At 68.7% G+C, this 19,389-nt stretch carries 14 protein-coding genes; 6 read left to right on the top strand and 8 right to left on the bottom strand.

The genetic code is table 11. The annotated features are described in order from the left end of the window. The first annotated feature begins 75 nt into the window (after nucleotides 1-75). Both eccE and FB473_RS16035 read left to right on the top strand, forming a co-directional pair. Entirely contained in the window at nucleotides 76-1,254 is a 1,179-nt protein-coding gene (gene eccE / locus FB473_RS16040) for a type VII secretion protein EccE (protein WP_167171246.1), read from the top strand. Continuing rightward, a complete protein-coding gene (locus tag FB473_RS16035) occupies nucleotides 1,251-1,913 on the top strand; it encodes a hypothetical protein (RefSeq protein WP_167171243.1) in 663 nt (220 codons plus the stop codon). Before eccE ends, FB473_RS16035 begins: the two co-directional genes overlap by 4 nt. Before the next feature lie 359 nt (nucleotides 1,914-2,272). Here FB473_RS16035 and eccD read toward each other — a convergent pair whose 3' ends face one another. Beyond that, on the bottom strand, nucleotides 2,273-3,676 hold the full coding sequence (eccD, locus tag FB473_RS16030; protein ID WP_167171239.1) for a type VII secretion integral membrane protein EccD: 1,404 nt from the start codon (nucleotides 3,674-3,676) through the stop codon (nucleotides 2,273-2,275). A 131-nt stretch (nucleotides 3,677-3,807) separates the two neighbouring features. Between eccD and eccCa the strand changes: the two genes are divergently transcribed. Next, entirely contained in the window at nucleotides 3,808-7,866 is a 4,059-nt protein-coding gene (eccCa, locus tag FB473_RS16025) for a type VII secretion protein EccCa (protein ID WP_167171235.1), read from the top strand. 103 nt (nucleotides 7,867-7,969) lie between these two features. Here eccCa and FB473_RS16020 read toward each other — a convergent pair whose 3' ends face one another. Continuing rightward, complete coding sequence (locus FB473_RS16020) at nucleotides 7,970-8,329, bottom strand: hypothetical protein (RefSeq protein WP_167171232.1); 360 nt, start codon at nucleotides 8,327-8,329, stop codon at nucleotides 7,970-7,972. 78 nt (nucleotides 8,330-8,407) lie between these two features. Further along, entirely contained in the window at nucleotides 8,408-9,799 is a 1,392-nt protein-coding gene (locus tag FB473_RS16015; RefSeq protein ID WP_167171228.1) for a S8 family serine peptidase, read from the bottom strand. Nucleotides 9,800-10,155: 356 nt separating this feature from the next. On the opposite strand from FB473_RS16015, the gene pheA reads away from it, so the two are divergent. Next, nucleotides 10,156-11,100, top strand: a complete 945-nt coding sequence (pheA, locus tag FB473_RS16010; RefSeq protein ID WP_167171225.1) for a prephenate dehydratase — start codon at nucleotides 10,156-10,158, stop codon at nucleotides 11,098-11,100. A gap of 6 nt (nucleotides 11,101-11,106) precedes the next feature. Here pheA and FB473_RS16005 read toward each other — a convergent pair whose 3' ends face one another. After that, nucleotides 11,107-12,717, bottom strand: coding sequence for a bifunctional phosphatase PAP2/diacylglycerol kinase family protein (locus FB473_RS16005; protein WP_167171222.1), 1,611 nt, complete (start codon nucleotides 12,715-12,717; stop codon nucleotides 11,107-11,109). A 91-nt stretch (nucleotides 12,718-12,808) separates the two neighbouring features. Between FB473_RS16005 and serS the strand changes: the two genes are divergently transcribed. Then, a complete protein-coding gene (gene serS, locus FB473_RS16000; protein WP_167171219.1) occupies nucleotides 12,809-14,083 on the top strand; it encodes a serine--tRNA ligase in 1,275 nt (424 codons plus the stop codon). 240 nt (nucleotides 14,084-14,323) lie between these two features. Further along, nucleotides 14,324-15,724: an MBL fold metallo-hydrolase RNA specificity domain-containing protein gene (locus tag FB473_RS15995; RefSeq protein ID WP_167171216.1), complete on the top strand. Its 1,401-nt coding sequence runs from the start codon at nucleotides 14,324-14,326 to the stop codon at nucleotides 15,722-15,724. 316 nt (nucleotides 15,725-16,040) lie between these two features. Here FB473_RS15995 and FB473_RS15990 read toward each other — a convergent pair whose 3' ends face one another. From FB473_RS15990 to FB473_RS15975, 4 genes are all read right to left on the bottom strand, one after another. After that, nucleotides 16,041-16,847: an HAD family hydrolase gene (locus FB473_RS15990; protein ID WP_208390884.1), complete on the bottom strand. Its 807-nt coding sequence runs from the start codon at nucleotides 16,845-16,847 to the stop codon at nucleotides 16,041-16,043. 241 nt (nucleotides 16,848-17,088) lie between these two features. After that, nucleotides 17,089-17,664, bottom strand: a complete 576-nt coding sequence (locus tag FB473_RS15985) for a WhiB family transcriptional regulator (protein ID WP_167171210.1) — start codon at nucleotides 17,662-17,664, stop codon at nucleotides 17,089-17,091. A gap of 224 nt (nucleotides 17,665-17,888) precedes the next feature. Beyond that, nucleotides 17,889-18,680, bottom strand: coding sequence for an NAD-dependent protein deacylase (locus FB473_RS15980; RefSeq protein ID WP_167171207.1), 792 nt, complete (start codon nucleotides 18,678-18,680; stop codon nucleotides 17,889-17,891). Nucleotides 18,681-18,890: 210 nt separating this feature from the next. Next, nucleotides 18,891-19,217, bottom strand: coding sequence for a GIY-YIG nuclease family protein (locus FB473_RS15975; RefSeq protein ID WP_243864072.1), 327 nt, complete (start codon nucleotides 19,215-19,217; stop codon nucleotides 18,891-18,893). Nucleotides 19,218-19,389: the final 172 nt, after the last annotated feature.

Here is a 19,389-nt window from a genome sequence, read left to right as displayed (position 1 = left end):
ACCAGCCCCTAGAGTAATGGTGCGAATCGCGGCAGCGGCCATCCGGTCGTGGCCGGGTCCCGACAGGAGGTGGGCGTGGACAGAGCCGTCAGCCAGGGGGCGGTGGCCGTGCCGCTCCGGCCTTGGACGGAGCGCGGGCTCCGGCTCGCCGTGACCTGGGAGACCGTCGTCATCGCGGTTGCCCTGCTGGCCGTCCGGCACACGGTGTTCTCGCTGATCGCCGCGGGTGTGCTGCTGATCACGGCCCTCGTCCTCGGCATTCCTGTGGGGGGTCTGACGCTCATCCAGCGCATCGGACGCCGCGCCCGGTTCCAGCGGCGCGCGCGTGAGCGGGCGTCAGACCCGGCGCTCCCGACCGACCTCGTCCCCCTCGGGGAATGGGTGCCGGGCCTGACGGTGAGCCAGACCCGTTCGGCACGCGGCGACGACGTCGGGATGATCACCGACGGATCGTCCTGGACGGCACTGCTCGGCGTGGCTTCGGACGATGCCCTGTTCGCCGACAAGGACGATCGCATCGACCTGTCTGCTCTGCGCGGGCTCACGGTCCAGGACGACATCGTCTTCGCGACGCTGCAGGTGATCACGTACACGGTGCCCGCTCCGGCCGGGGTCATGCTGATGCCGGGATCCCCGGCCGTGCGGTCGTACCTCGAGATCATGGGGACGAACGCACCGCCCGCGGTCAGGCGCACCTGGATCGGTGTACGGCTCGATCCGAGGCTCTGCCTCGAGGCGATCGCCAGCAGGGGGGCGAGCAACGACGGCGTCCACGCGACGCTGCGCTTCGGCCTTCATCGCGTTCAGTCGGCACTCAAACGCCAGGGCATCACCACGCGCGAGCTCACGGCGATGGAGATCAACGACGTGCTGGCCCTCACCGCCGGGTCGGCACCCGATTTCGGGGACGTGCGTTCGCGTGAGGAATGGGATCACTGGGACTGCGACGGGTTCGCCCACTGCGGACGTCGGGTCACGGGTTGGGGGGAGGATCCCTCGTCCGGCTATCAGGCCTTGCTGGACGCCTTGAGCGGCGCGAACGCCGTGTTCGGCGTCACGTCGTACACACTCGATGGATCGGATCGCTCAGCGGGCGCCGTGCGCCTGGTCGCGCCGACGCCCGATCAGGCGGTGAACGCGACGAACGCGCTTCAAGAGGCGTTGTCGGGGCGGATTTCCTTCGGTCCGGCAGGCGGTGACCAGGTGCCCGCGATGCTCGGGACGGTTCCGCTGGGCAGGCAGGTGGAGGCATGAGCGCGCCCGCGTGGGAGCCACCCGGCGCGAGTGTGGTGGAGCGCCGTGAGTTCGTCCGTACCGGCCCGAGCGGCCTGCTGATCGGGCCCACGGGTGACGGGCATCCGATAACCGTGCGCATCTTCCGTCCGGAGCCCACCCGCGTGCTCGTGTCCACCCGGGACTACATGAAGTGGGTCCTGGTGTTCCGTGCGGTCACGCTGGGCGCGCACGTGACGGTCGTCACGTCGACGCCGCGGGTCTGGGAGTCGTTGGTGCGGGTGATCCAGGGATGCGGCGGGACCATCGACGTCCTGCCGGACGCCCGATCGGTGCCGGGTCAGGGCCGCCCGTATCGTCCGAGTCTGGTCGTGGACGATCTGGCACAGTCGGACGGCATTCGCATGTCGCTGGGGGCATGGCAGGCGGTGCTCGTGCTGAACGACGCCGCGTCCGGCACGGCCATCCATGCACTCCGGTCGTGCGACCTGGCGCTGGTGTCACCGTGTGATGCGCGCGTCGCCGAGAACCTGCGGCGTGGATACGTGCTGACCGCCCAGCAGCTGCGGCAGGTGAACAACCTCGCCGAGAACGAGGTGGTCGTGGCCATGCCGCGCCGGGTCTCGCGCGTGCTCATGCCGCCCACACCGACGGAGTACGAGCTGCTCTTCCGGGCGTGACGGGCCTCCCTTCGGCAGGCTGTCGGTGTGCTCGTTGAGCTTGTCGAAGCGAACCTTTTGTCCCTTCGACGGGCTCAGGGACCGTATCGCGGTGTGCTTGTTGGGCTTGTCGAAGCGAACCTTTTGTCCCTTCGACGGGCTCAGGGATCGTTTCGCGGTGTGCTCGTTGAGCTTGTCGAAATGAGCTCTTGTCCCTTCGACGGGCTCAGGGACCGATTGCTGTGCTCGTCGAGCTTGTCGAAGCGAACCTTTGTCCCTTCGACGGGCTCAGGGAGCGTATCGCGGTGTGCTCGTTGAGCTTGTCGAAGCGAGCACACCGCCTTCGACAAGCTCAGGGGTCGTAGTCCGACGCCGTGTGCTCAGGCGCCGGTGAACAGGGTCTGCACCCACCCGTAGGTGCCGATCACGCCCAGCATCAGGGGGACGACGGCCATCACAACGATCCATTCCAGGATGTCGAGGGCGCGCCCGGTCATCGGGGAACCGAACTTCTTGTATCCGCGGGCGGCGTAGTGGGTCAGGGCCACAGCCGCCACCGCCACCACCGTGATGACGAGCCCCGCCTGTAGCGGCGGCGCGAGTTCGAGCAGGCTGAGGGACGCCAGGCCTGACAGCACCGTGATGAGGACGCCGGGTATCAGCAGAGCGAGCCGCTGGCTCAGGCCGACGAACACGCGGGCCCGGATGAGCAAGGCCAGTCCGACGCATGCCGCGAGTCCCACGCTCCACCAGTTGCCCCGCCACAGCAGTTCGGCGGAGAACAGGATGCAGACGACCGCGGTGGCCGCCAGCAGCCCACCCAGAATGCGGTCGGCCAGCATCGCGCGTTCGACGATGTCGGACTGCACGGGTTCCTCGTCGGCCAGGAGGGCCTCGGAGGTGCTCGGCAGATTCGGGAGTTGAATGCGCGCCAACTGATACGACAGGGTCGGCGCGAGTGCGGTGGCGGCGAGCACGGCCGAGATCGCCACGGCCGACACCTTCGCCGTGGACGAGGGGACGAGCGCGGCGACGATCGAGGCCAGCAGCACGATCGCGGAGGCCACCGATGCGGTGAACAGCGCCATCATGGTCACCGCCGATGCCAGTGCGCAGGCGGTCGAGGCCACCAGCACGAGGGCGGAGGCCATCACGACCCGCACCGGCATGTCCGCCACGTCGACGAGCTGATAACCCCCGAGCCCGGCCAGCGCCACACCCGACCAGGCCAGTGCCGCCGACACCCGGTATTCACCGGCCGCGCGTGACAGGGCGATCGAGGCGATGACCGCGGCGGACGAACAGACGAGATCCAGGCCGGCCCCCCAGTAGCCCCGCCTGCCGACCGGTTCCGCGCCGAACTGGATCAGCATGACCATCAGGGGGATTCCGACGAGCACCAGGACGGTGGCCGCGATCGCGAACGCCTGCGAGTGCGTCGTCCGCCATGAGGGCCGTCGCGACACGGTGGACGACACCGCGTCGACGACATCGTCGAAGGCTGCGTCCGGCATCGCATTGTCCCGTTGACGCAGGTAGAGGGTGTCGCCGTCGCGGATCGCGAGCTTCGAGACCGGCGAGTTCGGGTCGAGGGGGTCTTCCCCGAAGCGCTGGAGCACCCAGCCGTGCACCGCTTCTTGAGGGGTGCCGGCCTCGTGGCCGGAGAACCGTACGATGCTGGGCAGCAGTTCACCGAGCGTCACGGCACCGGGCAGAGCGAGATCCACGCGACGAGTGGGGGAGATGACCGTGACCCGCGCCAGGTCCTCATCAGCAGTGCTCACAGCGAGAGCCTAACGGTTGAGAGGGCCCGGTCGGCCCGGCCCGCGTCTGCTTCGCGCGCCGGGCGGGCGTCAGTACCTGGTCAGTTCCCCGCGGACCGGGCCGTGCCACTGCGACAGGGCATGATTGGCCCATGGGATTGGTCACCTTCAACCGCCCCAAGCGGGTGGCCCAGCCAGCCATGCCCCGTGGGGACGTGTTGCTGGAGCCTCCCCCCGAGGTGCCCCCGCCACCGGCGGGACGCAACTTCGGGGCCGCGTTACGCATGCTCCCCATGGTGGCCGGGGGCCTGGCCATGGGCCTCATGATGATGGGCGGCAACATGTTCGGCTCCGGACGGGGCGCCATAGGCGGCGTGGTCGGGGTCCTCTACGCGGTGTCGATGGCGGGCATGATGCTGAGTCAGGCGGGCCGCGGCAACGACGACCAGGCACAGCAACTCGACGCCAACAGACGCGACTACTTCCGATACCTCGGCCAGACGCGCAGGCAGGTGCGTGACGCCGCGGACGCCCAGCGCGCGGCCGTCGAGTTCCGCCACCCCGATCCGGAGACCCTGTGGACGGTCGTCGGCAGTCCGCGGATGTGGGAACGCCGCCCGACCGACGAGGACTTCTCCGCGATCCGTGTGTCGGTCGGTGCCCAGCAGTTCGCCAAGCGGTTGACCCCGCCCGAGGCCCAGCCGGTCGACGACCTCGAGCCCCTGACCACGGGTGCCCTGCGCCGATTCATGCGGACGCATCGTCTCGTCCAGGGTGTGCCTCTGTCGATCAATCTCGACGGCTTCGACCAGATCAGGCTCGTCGGCGACCCCGCCCGCTGTCGTCGTCTCGCCCAGGCCATGATCGCCCAAGCGGTCACCTGGCACGCGCCCGGTGACCTGCGGATCATGGTGGCCGCGTCGCCGGCCGTACAGCAGCAGTGGCAGTGGGTGAAATGGCTGCCACACCTCCAGAGCCCGAACGAGACGGACGGCGCCGGCTCGGTGCGGTTGTTCGCCACCTCGGCGGGCGAGTTGTCGAGCGTCGGCGCCCGGGCCCAGGGGGCGTCCGAGGGCGACCCGCGGATCGTCCTCGTCGTCGCCGAAGGTGTGCCGGACGTCAGGCCCTCGGCGTTCCAGGTGCCCGGCACCAAGGTGACGGGCCTGGTCGTCGGTGGGGACGCCGGAGTGCCTCGCCGGGTCGAGGCAGGCGTCGCCGTGCTGGAGGTCACCGACGACGGTGACCTCTTCCTGCATCGCCGGACGGCCAAGGGCGCCCAGGCCCGCACGGCTCTGGGCAGGGCGGACCAGGTGGAGATGGTCTACGCGGAGATGCTCTCGCGCCAGTTGGCCCCGTACCGGCTTCCGGTCAGCCCGGTCGGCGAGGAGGACGGGCCGACCGTCGCCTTCGAGCCGCCGAAGGACTACCCGGCCATGCTGGGCGTGGGCGATCCGCTCACCCTCGACGTGCGGCAGTGCTGGAGGCCGCGTCCCATGCACCAGCACCTGCGAATCCCGTTCGGCACGGGAGAGCAGGGCCAGCCGGTCGAGCTCGACATCAAGGAATCGGCCATGGGAGGCATGGGCCCCCACGGCATCTGCATCGGCGCCACGGGTTCGGGCAAGTCCGAGTTCCTGCGGACGCTCGTCCTCGGCATGGCGATGACACACCCGCCGGACCAGCTGAACTTCATCCTCGTCGACTTCAAGGGCGGGGCGACGTTCCTCGGGCTCGATGCCCTGCCGCACGTGTCGGCCACGATCACCAACCTGGAGGGTGAGCTGGTGCTCGTCGACCGTATGCAGGACGCGATCAGCGGCGAGTTGGACCGCCGCATGGAGGTGCTGCGCGCCGCGGGCAACTTCAAGAACCGGCAGGACTACGAGGAGGCCCGCCAGGCGGGGGCGAACCTCGAGCCGATGCCCAGCCTGTTCTTCATCGTGGACGAGTTCTCGGAGCTGCTCACCGCCAGGCCCGAGTTCATCGATCTGTTCCTGCAGATCGGACGCGTGGGCCGATCGATCGCCGTCCACCTGCTGCTGGCCTCGCAGCGGTTGGAGGAGGGCAAGCTACGCGGCCTCGACACGTTCTTGTCGTACCGGATCGCGTTGCGCACCTTCTCGCCGGCCGAGTCGCGCGTCGTCATCGGCGTCCCGGACGCCTACGAGCTGCCCACCCCGCCCGGCAACGGCTACCTCAAGGAGGGGACGAAAGATCTCGTCCGCTTCAAGGCCGCCTACGTGTCCGGCCCGTGGCACGGCTCACCCGCCCCCGCGGTCTCGGCATCGTCCGAACTGACTGTGCCGCTGCCCGAGCGCACCTGGACGCCTCCGGTGCTGGAGTTCAGCAGCGACTACGTGCCGGTCGTCCAGCCTCCTCCCGAGCCCGAACCACAGTTCAGGCCGGGGGCGGACCTTTCTGCTGCTGACAAGGCGAAGGACGCCCCGATCGACGACGAGGAGGAAACCCTGCTCGGCCTGGTGGTCAATCGGGTGACCGGTCACGGATGGCCGGCCCATCAGGTGTGGCTTCCACCCCTGGGCATGCCACCCGCGCTCGATCAGCTGCTCGGCGCCGTCGGTGAGGTGCCCGGGCGGGGCCTCCAGGTGCTGGACGAACGCCGCCGCTCGCGCCTGGCCGCCCCGGTGGCGCTCATCGACCGGCCACGTCATCAGCGGCGCGACCCCATGTGGGTGGACTTCTCCGGGTCGGGCGGTCATCTCGCGGTCGTGGGCGGTCCGCAGTCGGGCAAGTCGATGACCCTGCGGACGGCGATCGCCTCCCTGGCGCTGACGCACACGCCCGCCGAGGTGGGCTTCTACGTGCTCGACTTCGGTGGCGGCGGGCTCACGTCCCTGCGCGACCTGCCCCATGTGGGTTCGGTGTGCGGACGCCTGGACGTCGACCGCGTCCGGCGGACGATCGCCGAGGTCAACTCGTTGCGCACCAGCCGGGAACTCATGTTCGCCAGGCTCGGCATCGACTCCATGGCGAGCTATCGGCGCGGACGACGGGACGGCAGCATCCCGCCCGACCGGTTCCCCACCGACGTCTTCCTCGTCGTCGACGGGTGGACGACGCTGAAGAGCGAGTTCGAGGACCTCGACCCGACCATCACGACGCTCGGCACGTCCGGCCTCGGCTTCGGCATACACGTGTGGGTCGCGTCCAACAAGTGGGCCGACATCCGGGCGGGCCTGCGCGACTCCCTGCAGAGCCGCATCGAGCTGAAGCTGGGCGACGCGTTCGAGTCGGAGGTGAACCGTAAGGCCCAGGGGCTCGTCCCCGCCGGGCGGCCGGGGCGCGGGATCACCGCCGAGGGCCTGCACATGCTGGTCGGGCTGCCGCGCATCGACTCCGTCGAGGACGCCGCCTCGGTCGCCGACGGGCAGCGGGCGTTCATCGCCGCTTCCCGGAAGGCGTGGACGGGTCCCCGTGCCGCCGAGGTCCGCATGCTGCCGGCTGATCTGCCGGTCGGCACGCTGCCCTCGATCAGCTACGACGGGGTCAACCGGGGCATCCCCTTCGGGATCGACGAACTGGAGTTGGCTCCGGTGGTGTTCGATCCCGTGGCCGAGCCGCACGTGGCGTTCGTCGGCGGCCCGGAATCGGGTAAGTCGAACATCCTGCGCATCATGCTGAGGGGGCTGATCACCCGCTACACCCCGCGCGAGGCGAAGATCATCATCGCCGACTACCGGCGCTCGTTGCTCGGGGAGATCGAGTCCGATCACCTGCTGGGTTATGCGGCCTCCTCCCAGGCCGCCGAGGACCTGTTCCGGCAGGCGGCCGAGGCCGTCCGTGCGCGGTTGCCCGGCCCGGACGTGACGCAGCAGCAGTTGCGGGATCGGTCGTGGTGGAGCGGTGCCGAGATGTTCGTCGTCATCGACGACTACGACCTGGTGGCGACCATGATGAGCAACCCGGTGAAGTACTACGCCGATCTGATCAGTCAGGCGCAGGACATCGGGCTGCACTTCATCGTGGCCCGTGCGGCCGGTGGCATGGGGCGGGCACTGTTCAGCGACCCCCTGTTCGGGCGCATGAAGGATCAGCTCAACCCGGCGCTCGTCATGAGTGGCAACAAGGACGAGGGCCCGCTGTTCGGCGACGTCAAGCCCCAGCCCTTGCCGGTGGGACGCGGAACCTGGGTCACCCGGTCGGGCAAGGTGCTCGTCCAGACCGCGCACGCGCCCTCGTCCGACAGGTAGGGCGTCTGCGCCTATTTTCGCGGGCGAAATCTGTTGATGCGGATGGGATCTTGTCCGCGACAAAGGATTTCATCCGCGAGAATGACGACTCGGGGCGAGAGCGTTACCGGGACAGGCCCCTGCCCTGGCTCAGCCACACGATGGCACCGATGCCCACCCATCCGACGATGATCCCGACCAGCTGGAAAACGGGTGAGTACGGGGCGAAAGCCCCGGCCATGATCGCCGTGATCGGAATGGCGACGGTGAGCGCGATGACCATGCGCAGCGTGACCATCCGCCGCTCTCGCTGGGCCTCGAGGTGCTCGTCCACCTGCGGCGGGTGGTAGGGGACCATGTGCTGGTAGGGGACCATAGGCGCGGTCTGCGGGCCCTGGGCGGCGACGTTCCAGTCGTAGCCCTGCGAGGGAGCGCCATCGGTGAGGTAGGTGTCCATGGGCTCTTGCGGGATACCTGAGGTCATGCAGCAAGTGTCGCAGCCGGCGTCCCCGAGATGGTCGCCGCGAGACCCTGAAGCATCCCTGACGAGCAGGGAATGCGATCAGGTTTTCCCGCCTGACGGGTCTGCCGGCCGGCCCCCACGCGCCCGGGCTGCGGGCAGTGCGACGTGGATGGCCAGCCCGAGCAGGACGAGGGCGATCGCCAGCGCCGCGATCACCAGCGCGAACCTCAGCGGTCTCGGGTCGGCCGGCGTGCTGGGCGGACGCGAACTCTGCGACGGGGTGGGGGCCGCGGAGACGGTGTCGGTCGCCGGTGGCGCCACACCCATGAGCGCCCTGACAGGGTTGACGATGCCGTAGCCGAGTTGGGGATCGGGAACCGGTCCGGCCGGGGGATCCGCGGTCGCCGTCAGACGTTCCGCCACTTCGGCCGGAGTCAGGCGCACGCCTTGGCGGTCCGCCTGTTCCAGCATGAGCGCCACGACCCCGGTGACGATGGGCGTGGCGTACGAGGTGCCGTTGTCCACGTTCAGGTAGACCTGCCCGCCGGAGGCAGAACTGGGGCCGAGGGCCAGCAGGTCGACCCCGGGCGCGGCGACGGTCACGTAGCCCGGCATGGCGTAGGAGTTGGGATCGGCCACGTCGGCCGCGTTGGTCATGCCGACCGAGATGACGCCCGGGTAGGCGGCCGGGAAGGCAAACCCGTCGGTCGGCATCGCGTTCGTGTTACCCGCGGCCGCCACGACGACGATGCCCTTGTCGAGCGCGGCCTGGATCGCCTCGGCGTACTCGCCACGATTCTCGACGGCGGCCTGCGAGATGTTGATGATGCGGACGTCCATGTCGATGGCGGCCCAGATGGCTGCCACCACACCGTCGATCTCCTGGGGATCCTGGCCGTACAGGGCGCGGATGCCGATGATCTGCGCGTCCGGGGCTATGCCGGAGAACTCGGTCACGCTGCCGCTGCGTTGCGCCCCGATGAGGGACGCGACGATCGTCCCGTGCTGGCAGTCGAACTTCTCGTCCGCGGCGGCGCCGTCGCGGGTGGGCAGCACGTCGTAGGCGGAGAACCTGCTTGTGGGGGTGTGGCCCGATCCGTTGACGGAGATGCCCGTGTCGATGACGGCGATCTTGATGCCCTTGCCGGTGGCGATCTGCCAGGCCTGCTCCATGTTCAGCCGGGTGAGATGCCAGGGTGTCTTCTGCGGGTCGGGGTTGTCGGGCAGCAGGGTCGCGCAGGCGTCGGCCGCCATCTGGGACAGCGCCGCGGTCTTCTTCGGGGTGTCCGAGTAGACGGCCGCGGGAAGGGGCTCGCGCTCGTCAGTGACCGTCGTCTCTGGCGCGCTCGATGTCACAGGCGCCTGCGTGGCGCTCGGTGCGTCGGGAGTGTCGGTGTCGGCGAACGCGGGTGTTCCGTTGAACGCGAGGGTGGCCGCCGTGATCGCGGCGGCAACGGCCAACCCGGTCAGCCCTCGTCGACGCCCTGTCACGCAGCACAGCGTACTCAAGGGTGGTGCCAGGGCAGCTCTGTCGGCGGGTTTGCGGTGCCGAAGCGGGTGGTCCTTTCGACAGGCTCAAGGACCGTTGGTGCTCGGCAGACCCAAAGGCAGGTCCGCTCGTTGAGCTTGTCGAAACGGGTTCCCTTCGGCGGGCTCAGGGGGCGAATCGTGCTCGGCAGGCTCGAGGCAGGTCCGCTCGTTGAGCTTGTCGAAACGAGTTCCCTTCGACAAGCTCAGGGAGCGGAGTCCGCCCTTGAGTCAGTCGAAACGAGCTCCCTTCGGCAAGCCGCTGGCAGCGGAGCCCGCCCTTGAACCCGCCGAAGCACGGGCACGTTAGGCTGAAACCCATGCGCGGATTCTTCGGGCCCGAGGGCACGTTCACCCATCAGGCCTTGCTCACGCTGGGGGACGAGCCGGCGATCCCCCTGCCCACGGTGAAACGGGCGCTGGACGCCGTGCGGTCCGGCGAGGTGGAGGCATCCCTCGTCCCGATCGAGAACTCGATCGAGGGCGGCGTGTCGGCCACCCTCGACTACCTGGCTCTGCCGGACGATCCGCTGCAGATCGTCCAGGAGGTCGTCATCCCGGTCAGCTTCGACCTGTGTGTGCGCCGGGGGACGAAGCTCGGTCAGGTACGTCGTGTCGTGAGTCATCCTCACGCCATCGCGCAGGTACGAGGCTGGCTGGACGAGCACCTGCCCGACGCGGTCGTCGTCGAGCGCGGCTCGACCGCGGGTGCGGCCGAACTGGTGGCCGACCCGGCGTCCGGTTTCGACGCCGCGGTGTGCGCTCCCGTGGCGGGCAAGATGTATGGCCTGGTCAGCGCCGCGCATCACATCTCGGACAACGACCGCGCGGCCACCCGCTTCGTCCTGGTGTCCAGGCCGGGACGATCTCCCTTGCGCACCGGGCACGACAAGACCTCCCTGGTCGCCTACATGCGCCAGGACCATCCGGGCGCGCTGCTCGAGATCTTGCAGCAGTTCGCCGTGCGCGGGGTCAACCTGTGCCGCATCGAGTCGCGTCCCACCAAGACCACCCTGGGCGAGTACTGCTTCAGCATCGACGCCGAGGGTCATGTGTCGGAGGCGCGCATGGCCGAGGCGCTCATGGGGTTGCGGCGCATCTGCAAGGACGTCGTCTTCCTCGGCAGCTATCCGCGCGCCGATCGCAAGTCTCCCAAGGTGCCCTACGGCGGCAAGGACTCCGACTACCACGAGGCGCAGGCCTGGGTGCGCTCGATCGAGCCCTTGGGGGACGACGACCCGAACCCCTCGTCCCACGAAAACTGAGGGGACTCAGGCCTCACCGTCTGATGCCACCGGGCCCGGACGTACGGCCCGTCCCGTGGGTGCCACGATCTGCACCGCCCCGGGTTCGACGCGGAAGTCGAAGTGCGAGCCCGTTCCCTGGGTGTCGCCGTCGACCTCCCATGACGCAGGGCCGTCGAGCAGGCGGACGGTGATCCGCCGACCCTCGTAGTAGTCGACGGCACCGCTGTTCCTCGGCCGCTGGATCACGGCCCGCGCGAGCCGAGCCCATCCGCCCAGGGTCCGGGGGGACGCCAGCAGCAGGTTCAGTTCGCCGTCGTCCGGACGAGCCCCCCGGAACAGCTCGATGCCCGCCTGAAGGCTGCCCGTGTTGCCGACCATGATCAGCAGAGCGCGGCGGCGGAGCGCGGGCCCGTCGTCCACCCTCACCTGGATGCGCAGGGGTTTGGTCCCCAGTTCGCGTGTGAAGGCCACCACGTAGGCCGCGTTGCCCACGGCCTTCTTGAGGTTGTCGTCGGTGTTGCTCATCATGGCCGCGTCGAACCCGATGCCGGCCATGCCGGTGAACCAGACCGGCTCGTCGTCGCGGTGGTCGACGGTCACGCGGACGAGGTCGATGGGACGCGCGCGTCCGTGGAAGGCCATCCGCACCGCGTCCGCCTGATCGAGCGGGACGCCGAGGTTGCGGGCCAGCAGGTTCCCGGTGCCGGCCGGGATGATCGCGCAGGACGCCGTCGAGCCACGGAGTTCGCCGGTCACCACGCGCACGGTGCCGTCACCGCCCGCCGCGAGCACGAGTGACGCGCCCCTTTCGATGGCTTGCCGGGTCATGGCGTGGCCGGGGTCGTCCTCGGACGTGGGCAGCCAGAGCGGTGGTCGCCAGCCGGCGCGCGCCGCTTCGTCGGCCACCTGCCGGCGGAGCAGCGCCTCGTCGGCGAGCTTCGTGGGGTTGAACACCACGGCCACCAGCCCGCGTCGCTCGTCGACGGGTGCCGCGGGCGGTGGAAGCATGCGGATCCTCCAGAAGAAGGTGACCAGTGCGGCAACGAGTGCGCCCGTGAGCGTCCCGCCGATCACGTCGGTGAACCAGTGGGCGTTCATGACGAGCCGGTTCACCCCGAGCACAGCCAGGACGCAGCACAGGCCGATCCTCCAACCGATCAGGGACGCACGGGACTGCCGCGAGATGGTGCCGGTCACCACGACCATGACGGCCAGGCAGGTGGCCACGGCCAGGTGTGAGCTGGGGTACGAGTACCCCGAGTAGGTGATCGCGTCGCCCAGCGGCGAGGGTGGCCGGGGGCGGCGGATCACCAGTTTCAGGACGATCGCGGCGAGCCAGGCGAGCGGCGCGGCGATCGCCAGGGCACCCGCCAGGTGCCGCAACCGCCGTTGCCAGGCCCGATAGGCGAGGACGAGGCTGGTGAGGATCATGACGGCGGGGTGGGTCACGATGGCGAACGCCTCGCTGAGCTGGGCGAGGGGCGAGCGGGGGGTCAGGTGCGGGGTGAGGCTGAGGTCGTCCAGTGCCCTGAACGCCGGTGCGTGAAGGGCCAGGCTCGTCCAGGCGAGCAGGAGCACCGCCAGCGTCGCGACCATCGCCGCGTTGAAGCGACTGAAGTGCGCGGGACGAGCCATGTTCGGATTGTGCCATGCCTGTGGGCAGCCACGGCCGCGTGGTGCGAATGAGTCGGCGGGAGGCCCGGCCGGCTTCGGTAGGATGTTGCCCATGATTGACCCGAAGGTGCTGCGCACCGATCCCGATCGGCTTCGACGTTCGCAGGAGGCGCGCGGCGACTCGGTGGGGCTGGTGGACGAGGCCATCGCCGCGGACGAGGCTCGCCGTGGGGCGATCAGCGCTTTCGAGACCACCCGGGCCGAGCAGAAATCGCTCGGGTCGCAGGTGGCCAGGGCCAAGGGCGACGAGAAGGCGGCCCTGCTCGTGCGGACGAAGGAACTGTCGGCGCAGGTGAAGCAGTTGCAGGCCGGGGTGGACGAAGCAGAAGCCACTTTCACCGAGGTCATGAAGCGGTTCGGCAACATCGTCATCGACGGGGTGCCCACCGGTGGCGAGGACGACCTCTACGTCGTCGACACCGTCGGCGCGCCGCGCGACTTCGCGTCCGAGGGCATCACCGTGCGCGATCACCTCGAGATCGGCGAACTCATCGGTGCCATCGACATGGAGCGCGGGGCGAAGGTCTCCGGTTCGCGGTTCTACTTCCTGACCGGTCCGGGCGCCCTGCTGGAGTTCGCGCTCATGCAGCACGCACTGGCCAAGGCCCTCGAGTGGGGTTTCCGCCCGATGATCCCGCCCGCGCTGGTCAAGCCGAGCGCCATGGAGGGCACAGGGTTCCTCGGCCAGGCCGCCGAGGACGTGTACCGCCTCGAGCGCGACGACCTGTATCTGGTGGGCACCGCCGAGGTTCCGCTGGCCGCCTATCACTCGGACGAGATCCTCGACGGCGGCTCGCTGCCGCTCCACTACGCCGGTTTCAGCCCGGCCTACCGGCGGGAGGCTGGCAGCTACGGCAAGGACACCCGGGGGATCTTCCGCGTCCACTGGTTCGACAAGTTCGAGATGTTCGTCTACTGCCGCCCCGAGGACGCGGTGGCCGAGCACGAACGGCTGCTGGGCTACGAGAAGGAGTTCATCTCGTCGCTGGGCATCCCGTTCCAGGTGCTCGACGTGGCCTCCGGCGACCTCGGGCTGTCGGCCGCCCGCAAGTACGACTGCTACGGCTGGGTTCCCAGCCAGAATCGCTACCGCGAGATCACCTCGACGTCCAACTGCACGGAGTTCCAGGCCCGGCGGCTGAACATCCGGTTCCGCGACGAGTCGGGCCCGCACCCGGTCGCCACTCTCAACGGGACGCTGTGCGCGATGGCTCGCATGATCCTGATGATCCTCGAGAACCACCAGAACGCCGACGGGTCGGTCACGGTGCCCGAGGTGCTCCGTCCGTACCTGGGTGGACGCGAGGTCTTCGAGGTGCAGGGCTGAGGTCCGGGCGCTCCTGCTCTTGAGCCTGGTGAAGAGGTCCTTTCGACAGGCTCAAGGGGCGTGTGTGGTGGGGTCCTATCGACAGGCTCAAGGACCGTGTGCGGGCCTTTCGACAGGCTCAAGGACCGTGTGCGGGCCTATCGACGGGCTCAAGGGGCGTGTGCAGACGCTCGTTGAGCTTGTCGAAACGAGCTCACCGAAACGACCTCATCCACCCCCAGCCTGCGCAAGGCTGGGGTCATGAGCACACAGCACATGACCCTGACCTTCCTGGGTGGTGCCGGGACGGTGACCGGTTCGAAGTTCCTGCTCACCGCGGGCGGCAAGCGGATCCTCGTGGACGCGGGCCTGTTCCAGGGACGCAAGCGGCTGCGCGAGCTCAACTGGGAGAGGTTCCCGACCAACCCGGCGAGCCTGGATGCCATCGTCCTCACCCATGCGCACATGGACCATTGCGGCTACCTTCCGTCCCTGGTGAAACAAGGTTTCAACGGTCCTGTTCTCGCGACCGAGGGCACGTGCCGGCTGGCCGCGATCGTCCTGCGGGACGCGGCGCACGTGCAGGAGACCGAGGCCGCGGACGCCGCGCGTGGCGGCTACTCACGGCATGAGTCGCCGCAGCCCCTCTACACGACCGACGACGTCGAACGGACGCTCCCGCTGTTCCGTGCTGTCCCGATCCATGAGGATCTGTCACTGGGCGGGGGAACATCCATGCGGCTGTGGCGTGCCGGGCACATCCTCGGTTCGGCGAGCATCCGCATCTGGCTCGACGGTTCCGGGCCGGACGAGGACGCGGTCGTCTTCTCCGGTGACCTCGGGCGCACCCGGCATCCGGTGCTGGCCGACCGCGAGGTGCCCGACGGCGCGCCGACCGTGCTGGTCGAGTCCACGTACGGCGACCGTGAGCACCCCGACGTCTCGCCGCCCCACGAGGAGTTCGCCGACCTCGTGCGCAGGACGGTCGGACGCGGGGGCAGCGTCCTGATTCCGGCGTTCGCGGTCGACCGGACCGAGCTCGTCCTGCTGACCATCCAGCAGTTGATGGAGGAGGGCAGGATCCCCGAGGGCATCCCGATCTGGGTGAACTCCCCGATGGGGCTCGCTGCCCTCGACGTCTATCGCGATCCGGCCATGGCCGACGAGATCGGCCCCGAGTTCCGTGGCCGCGACTTCGTCGACCTCCCGACGCTGCGGGAGGCGCGCGCGACCGAGGCGTCCATCGCCCTCAACAACCCCGACCGGCCGTCGATCATCGTCTCCTCGTCCGGCATGGCGACCGGTGGGCGCATCGTCCACCATCTGGAGCACATGCTGCCCGACCCGCGCAACGCGGTGGTGTTCACCGGGTACCAGGCGGAGGGGACGCGCGGGCGGGCGCTGGTGGACGGCGCGTCCGAGCTGAAGATGTACGGCCGGTACGTGCCCGTGCGCGCGGAGGTGCTGCAGGACAGCGAGTTCAGTGTGCATGCCGATGCGTCCGAACTCGTGGATTGGCTACGTGCGATGAACCCCCGGCCCCGGACGGTCCACTGCGTCCACGGTGAGCCGGACTCCGCCTCGGCGCTCGCGCGGCGCATCCGGGACGAACTGGACATCACAGCCGTGGTGCCCGCCATGGACGAGGTCGTCCGGGCTTAGCCCCGGCCGTTCGTCAGAGTGGTCGGGGCCCCTTCGACAGGCTCAGGGGCCGCGTTTCGGAGGGGTCGTTGAGCTTGTCGAAACGATCGTTGCCCTTCGACGAGGACGTATTCCGGACTGCTCGTTGAGCCTGTCGAAACGATCGCTGCCCTTCGGGAGGCTCAGGGGGCGTGCTTTCGGGATGCTCGTTGAGCTTGTCGAAACGATCGCTGCCCTTCGACAGGCTCAGGGGCCGCGTTTCGGAGGGGTCGTTGAGCTTGTCGAAACGATCGCTGCCCTTCGAGAGGCTCAGGCGACGTATCCCGGGGACCAACCTTCAGGCGGTGCGCAGCACCCGCTCACGTGCGTCGGGTGCGAAGGCGAACCAGCGGTCCAGCTCGAGGGCGGCACCACCGTCGGCGAAGTCGGCGGTCACTTCGTCCGCGGCAGCCTTCACCTCGTCGGGCGCGTCGCCCATGGCCACGCCGCGACCGGCCCAGGCGAGCATCTCGATGTCGTTGCGACCGTCGCCGATCGCCAGCACGTCGCGGCGGTCGATGCCGAGCTCGTTGCTGATCGTCGCCAGCGCGGAGGCCTTGTTGACACCCTCGGGTGCGATGTCGAGCCAGGCCGACCAGCCCACCGAGTAGCTGACGCCGTGCATGCCGAGCTTCGCGGCGAGGTCGATGAACTCCTGGTCGTCGGCTTCGGGATCACGGACGATGACCCGGGTGACCGGGCGGGACGCGAGCTCCTCGAGTGGTTCCAGGGTCATCGCCCCGGTCAGGTCTCCGTCGGGGAACAGGCGGTTCAGGCGGAAGCCCCGTCCCAGGTCCTCGACCGCGATGCGGGCGTGCGGGGCCAGGGTGGCGACTTCCCGGATGACCGGGCCCGGATCGAACGTCCGCTGGCGACGCTCGACGATCGGGGGGTATTCGAGCCACACCGCTCCGTTGGAGCAGACGACGTGGCTGGGGGGCAGGACAAGCTCATCGAAAACGGGACGAGCGTCCAGCCATGCGCGCCCGGTGGCGAGGACCAACGGGGTCCCGCTGCCGGCGACGCGCTGTACGGCCGCCTTGACGTTCGACGGCATCTGGCCTTCACGATCGACCAGCGTGCCGTCGATGTCAACGGCGACCAACTTGGGACGCCTCAACATGTACTCAACTCTTCCATTACTTAATGACACTCTTGTGACAACAACATTTACAGAACACGTCCAAACGCCGTCGGATGCCAATTTGTTCCATGACGGCCAGAGGCCCCGGACGAGTGTCCGGGGCCTCTGGCGCGGCAGGGCAAGGATCGGGGTGGGTCCCTGTCGCGAAGGGGTCGGTCGTCGGGGGAGACCGACCCGGCTGGGGCGGGTTGAGGGGGGCGGCTCATGCCGCCCGTCGGGTGGGTTGCGACGGGCGGGCTCGGGCGACCACCTGCTGGTAGGCGTTCAGTACCTGCTCGAGTGTCGGGACGATCGACGACAGCTTGGCGGGTCGGCCCACGGCCTCGCCGCGACGCGCCTTGCGCAGGTGGCGCTTCACGGTCGACAGCGAGCAGCCGAGGCGCTGGGCGATCGACTCCAGGGAGTCGTTGGGTCGGGCGTGGCGCAGCCGGAGCACCTCGTCATGGTCGATCTGGTGACCCGAGTTGGCGCCGGCGAACGTGTCGAAGTCCTCGGGGTCGACGCGCAGGCCCAGGTGCTGGCGGATCTCGGCTCGCTGACGTTGGGTCGTGCCTGCGCAGTAGCCGGCGACATCGTGCTTGGCGACCGCTCGGTAGAGGCAGTCGACCATGAGGGGACAGTCGAGGCAGATGCTCTCGGCCTTGCGGGTCATGAGCACCTGGCGGCGCCGGAGCTCCACACTGCTCGCGAGCGCCGGCTCCTCGAGGAGCGGGCTCTGGAAGAGATCATCGTGTTCAGCACAGGCCGGAGTGGTGGTTCGCTCGGTCGTGATGGTCATCGTGTCGTGTACTCGCTTCTGATCACCGCGTCGGATGGGGCTACCGACGTCCTTCGGTGTGTTCAGACTTCCAGAGCGGACGAGCAGGCGACAGCGTCGGGCTACTCGCCTTCGGATGGGTACACGTACCTATTCATGATGAGTATGTGTACCCATCATGAATGCCGGTATCAGATCTCCTGTACGGGTGGGAGGACGGCGCCTCCCGCGTTGTTGTCCACAGCCTAGGACGCCGAGGGGTCATGCTCCTGCGGCGTGGGCTCCCAGCCGGGCCACAGAAGCCCGCAGGCCGCGGCCAGCACCTGCCCGATGGGCTCGTGGATCGTGAGATTGGCCAGTCGGTCCATGGGTGTGGCTTCGAGGTTGACCAGGACGAGACGACGTCCGTGATAGTCGTGGATCATGCCCGCGGCGGGGTAGACGTTCAGTGACGTCCCCCCGACGATGAGCACATCGGCTGCCTCGATGGCTTGCAGCGACGCCGACACGACGCGCTCGTCCAGCGCTTCCCCGTAGAGGACGACGTCGGGGCGGATCATCGCGCCGTCCACCGGGCACATGGGGACGAGGGGCTCGTCCGGGATCTGCGCCAGGGAATATCGGTGCGTCGGACGTCCCAGACAGTGGTTGCGTTCTACCGAGCCATGGAGTTCGTGGACGACGCGCGACCCGGCCATCTGGTGCAGCCCGTCGATGTTCTGTGTGACGACCGCCGACAGATGCCCCTTCGCCTCGAGTTCGGCCAGTGCGAGGTGCGCGGCGTTCGGACGGGCCTCGGGGTGCACGAGGTGCTTGCGGTGGAAGGCGAAGAACTGCTCAGGCTGGTTGACCAGGCACTCGTGGCTCAGCAGGTATTCCGGCGGAAGCCCCGTGTTCGCCTGGGTGGTGTAGAGACCGGCAGCGGAGCGGAAGTCGGGGATGCCCGATTCGGTGGAGACGCCCGCACCGCCGAAGAAGACGGCACGATGGGCCTCGTCCAGCCAGGTTGCCAGCGTTTCGATGGCCTGCTCGTTCATGCCGCCCACGGTAGTCCGGTGCCCGGGGTGGTCGTCCCGAGGGCCGGTGGACGGTTCGCCGAAGCCACGGGGGGGCTCGTTTCGACAAGCTCAACGGGCGGTAGGCAGGTGGCCCCGAGTTTGTCGGGGGGTGTGCCCGTTTCGACAAGCTCAACGGGCGGTAGGCAGGTGGCCCTGAGCTTGTCGGGGGGCGTGCCCGTTTCGACAAGCTCAACGGGCGGTGGGTGGTTTGTCCCCTGAGCTTGTCGAAGGGAAACGCGTGTCGGGTCCTTGATGATTGCGACTCAACGCGGGCAGAGCGTCGTAGCGTCCCGCGACGAGGGCGAGACGCTTGGCCCTGCTCCACCCGTGCACTTGGCGTTCGAACGCGTAGGCCTCGGCCAGGGAATCGAACTCGGCCGCGTAGACGAGTTCGACCGGCAGTCGTTTGCTCGTGTACGCAGAGCCCTTGCCGGAAGCGTGTTGTGTTAGACGAGCGTCGAGATCTGTGGTGCTCCCTACGTATAGGGAACCATCCCCGCAGCGGAGAATGTACATGGCAGGCATGCGACGATTCTGCCGAGGACGAGTCCTACGAACGGAAGTTATCCACAGGCAGTCTGGATGCATGTCGTGCTGCTGGTGTGGTGCTCGTTTCGACAAGCTCAACGAGCGTCGGGCTGCCGGTGTGGTGCTTGTTTCGACAGGCTCAACGGGCGTCGGGCTGCTG

Source organism: Brooklawnia cerclae, assembly GCF_011758645.1.
Taxonomy (GTDB): domain Bacteria; phylum Actinomycetota; class Actinomycetes; order Propionibacteriales; family Propionibacteriaceae; genus Brooklawnia; species Brooklawnia cerclae.
The sequence above is the reverse complement of the archived record's forward strand: the minus strand, read 5'-3'. Positions and strand labels throughout refer to the sequence as shown.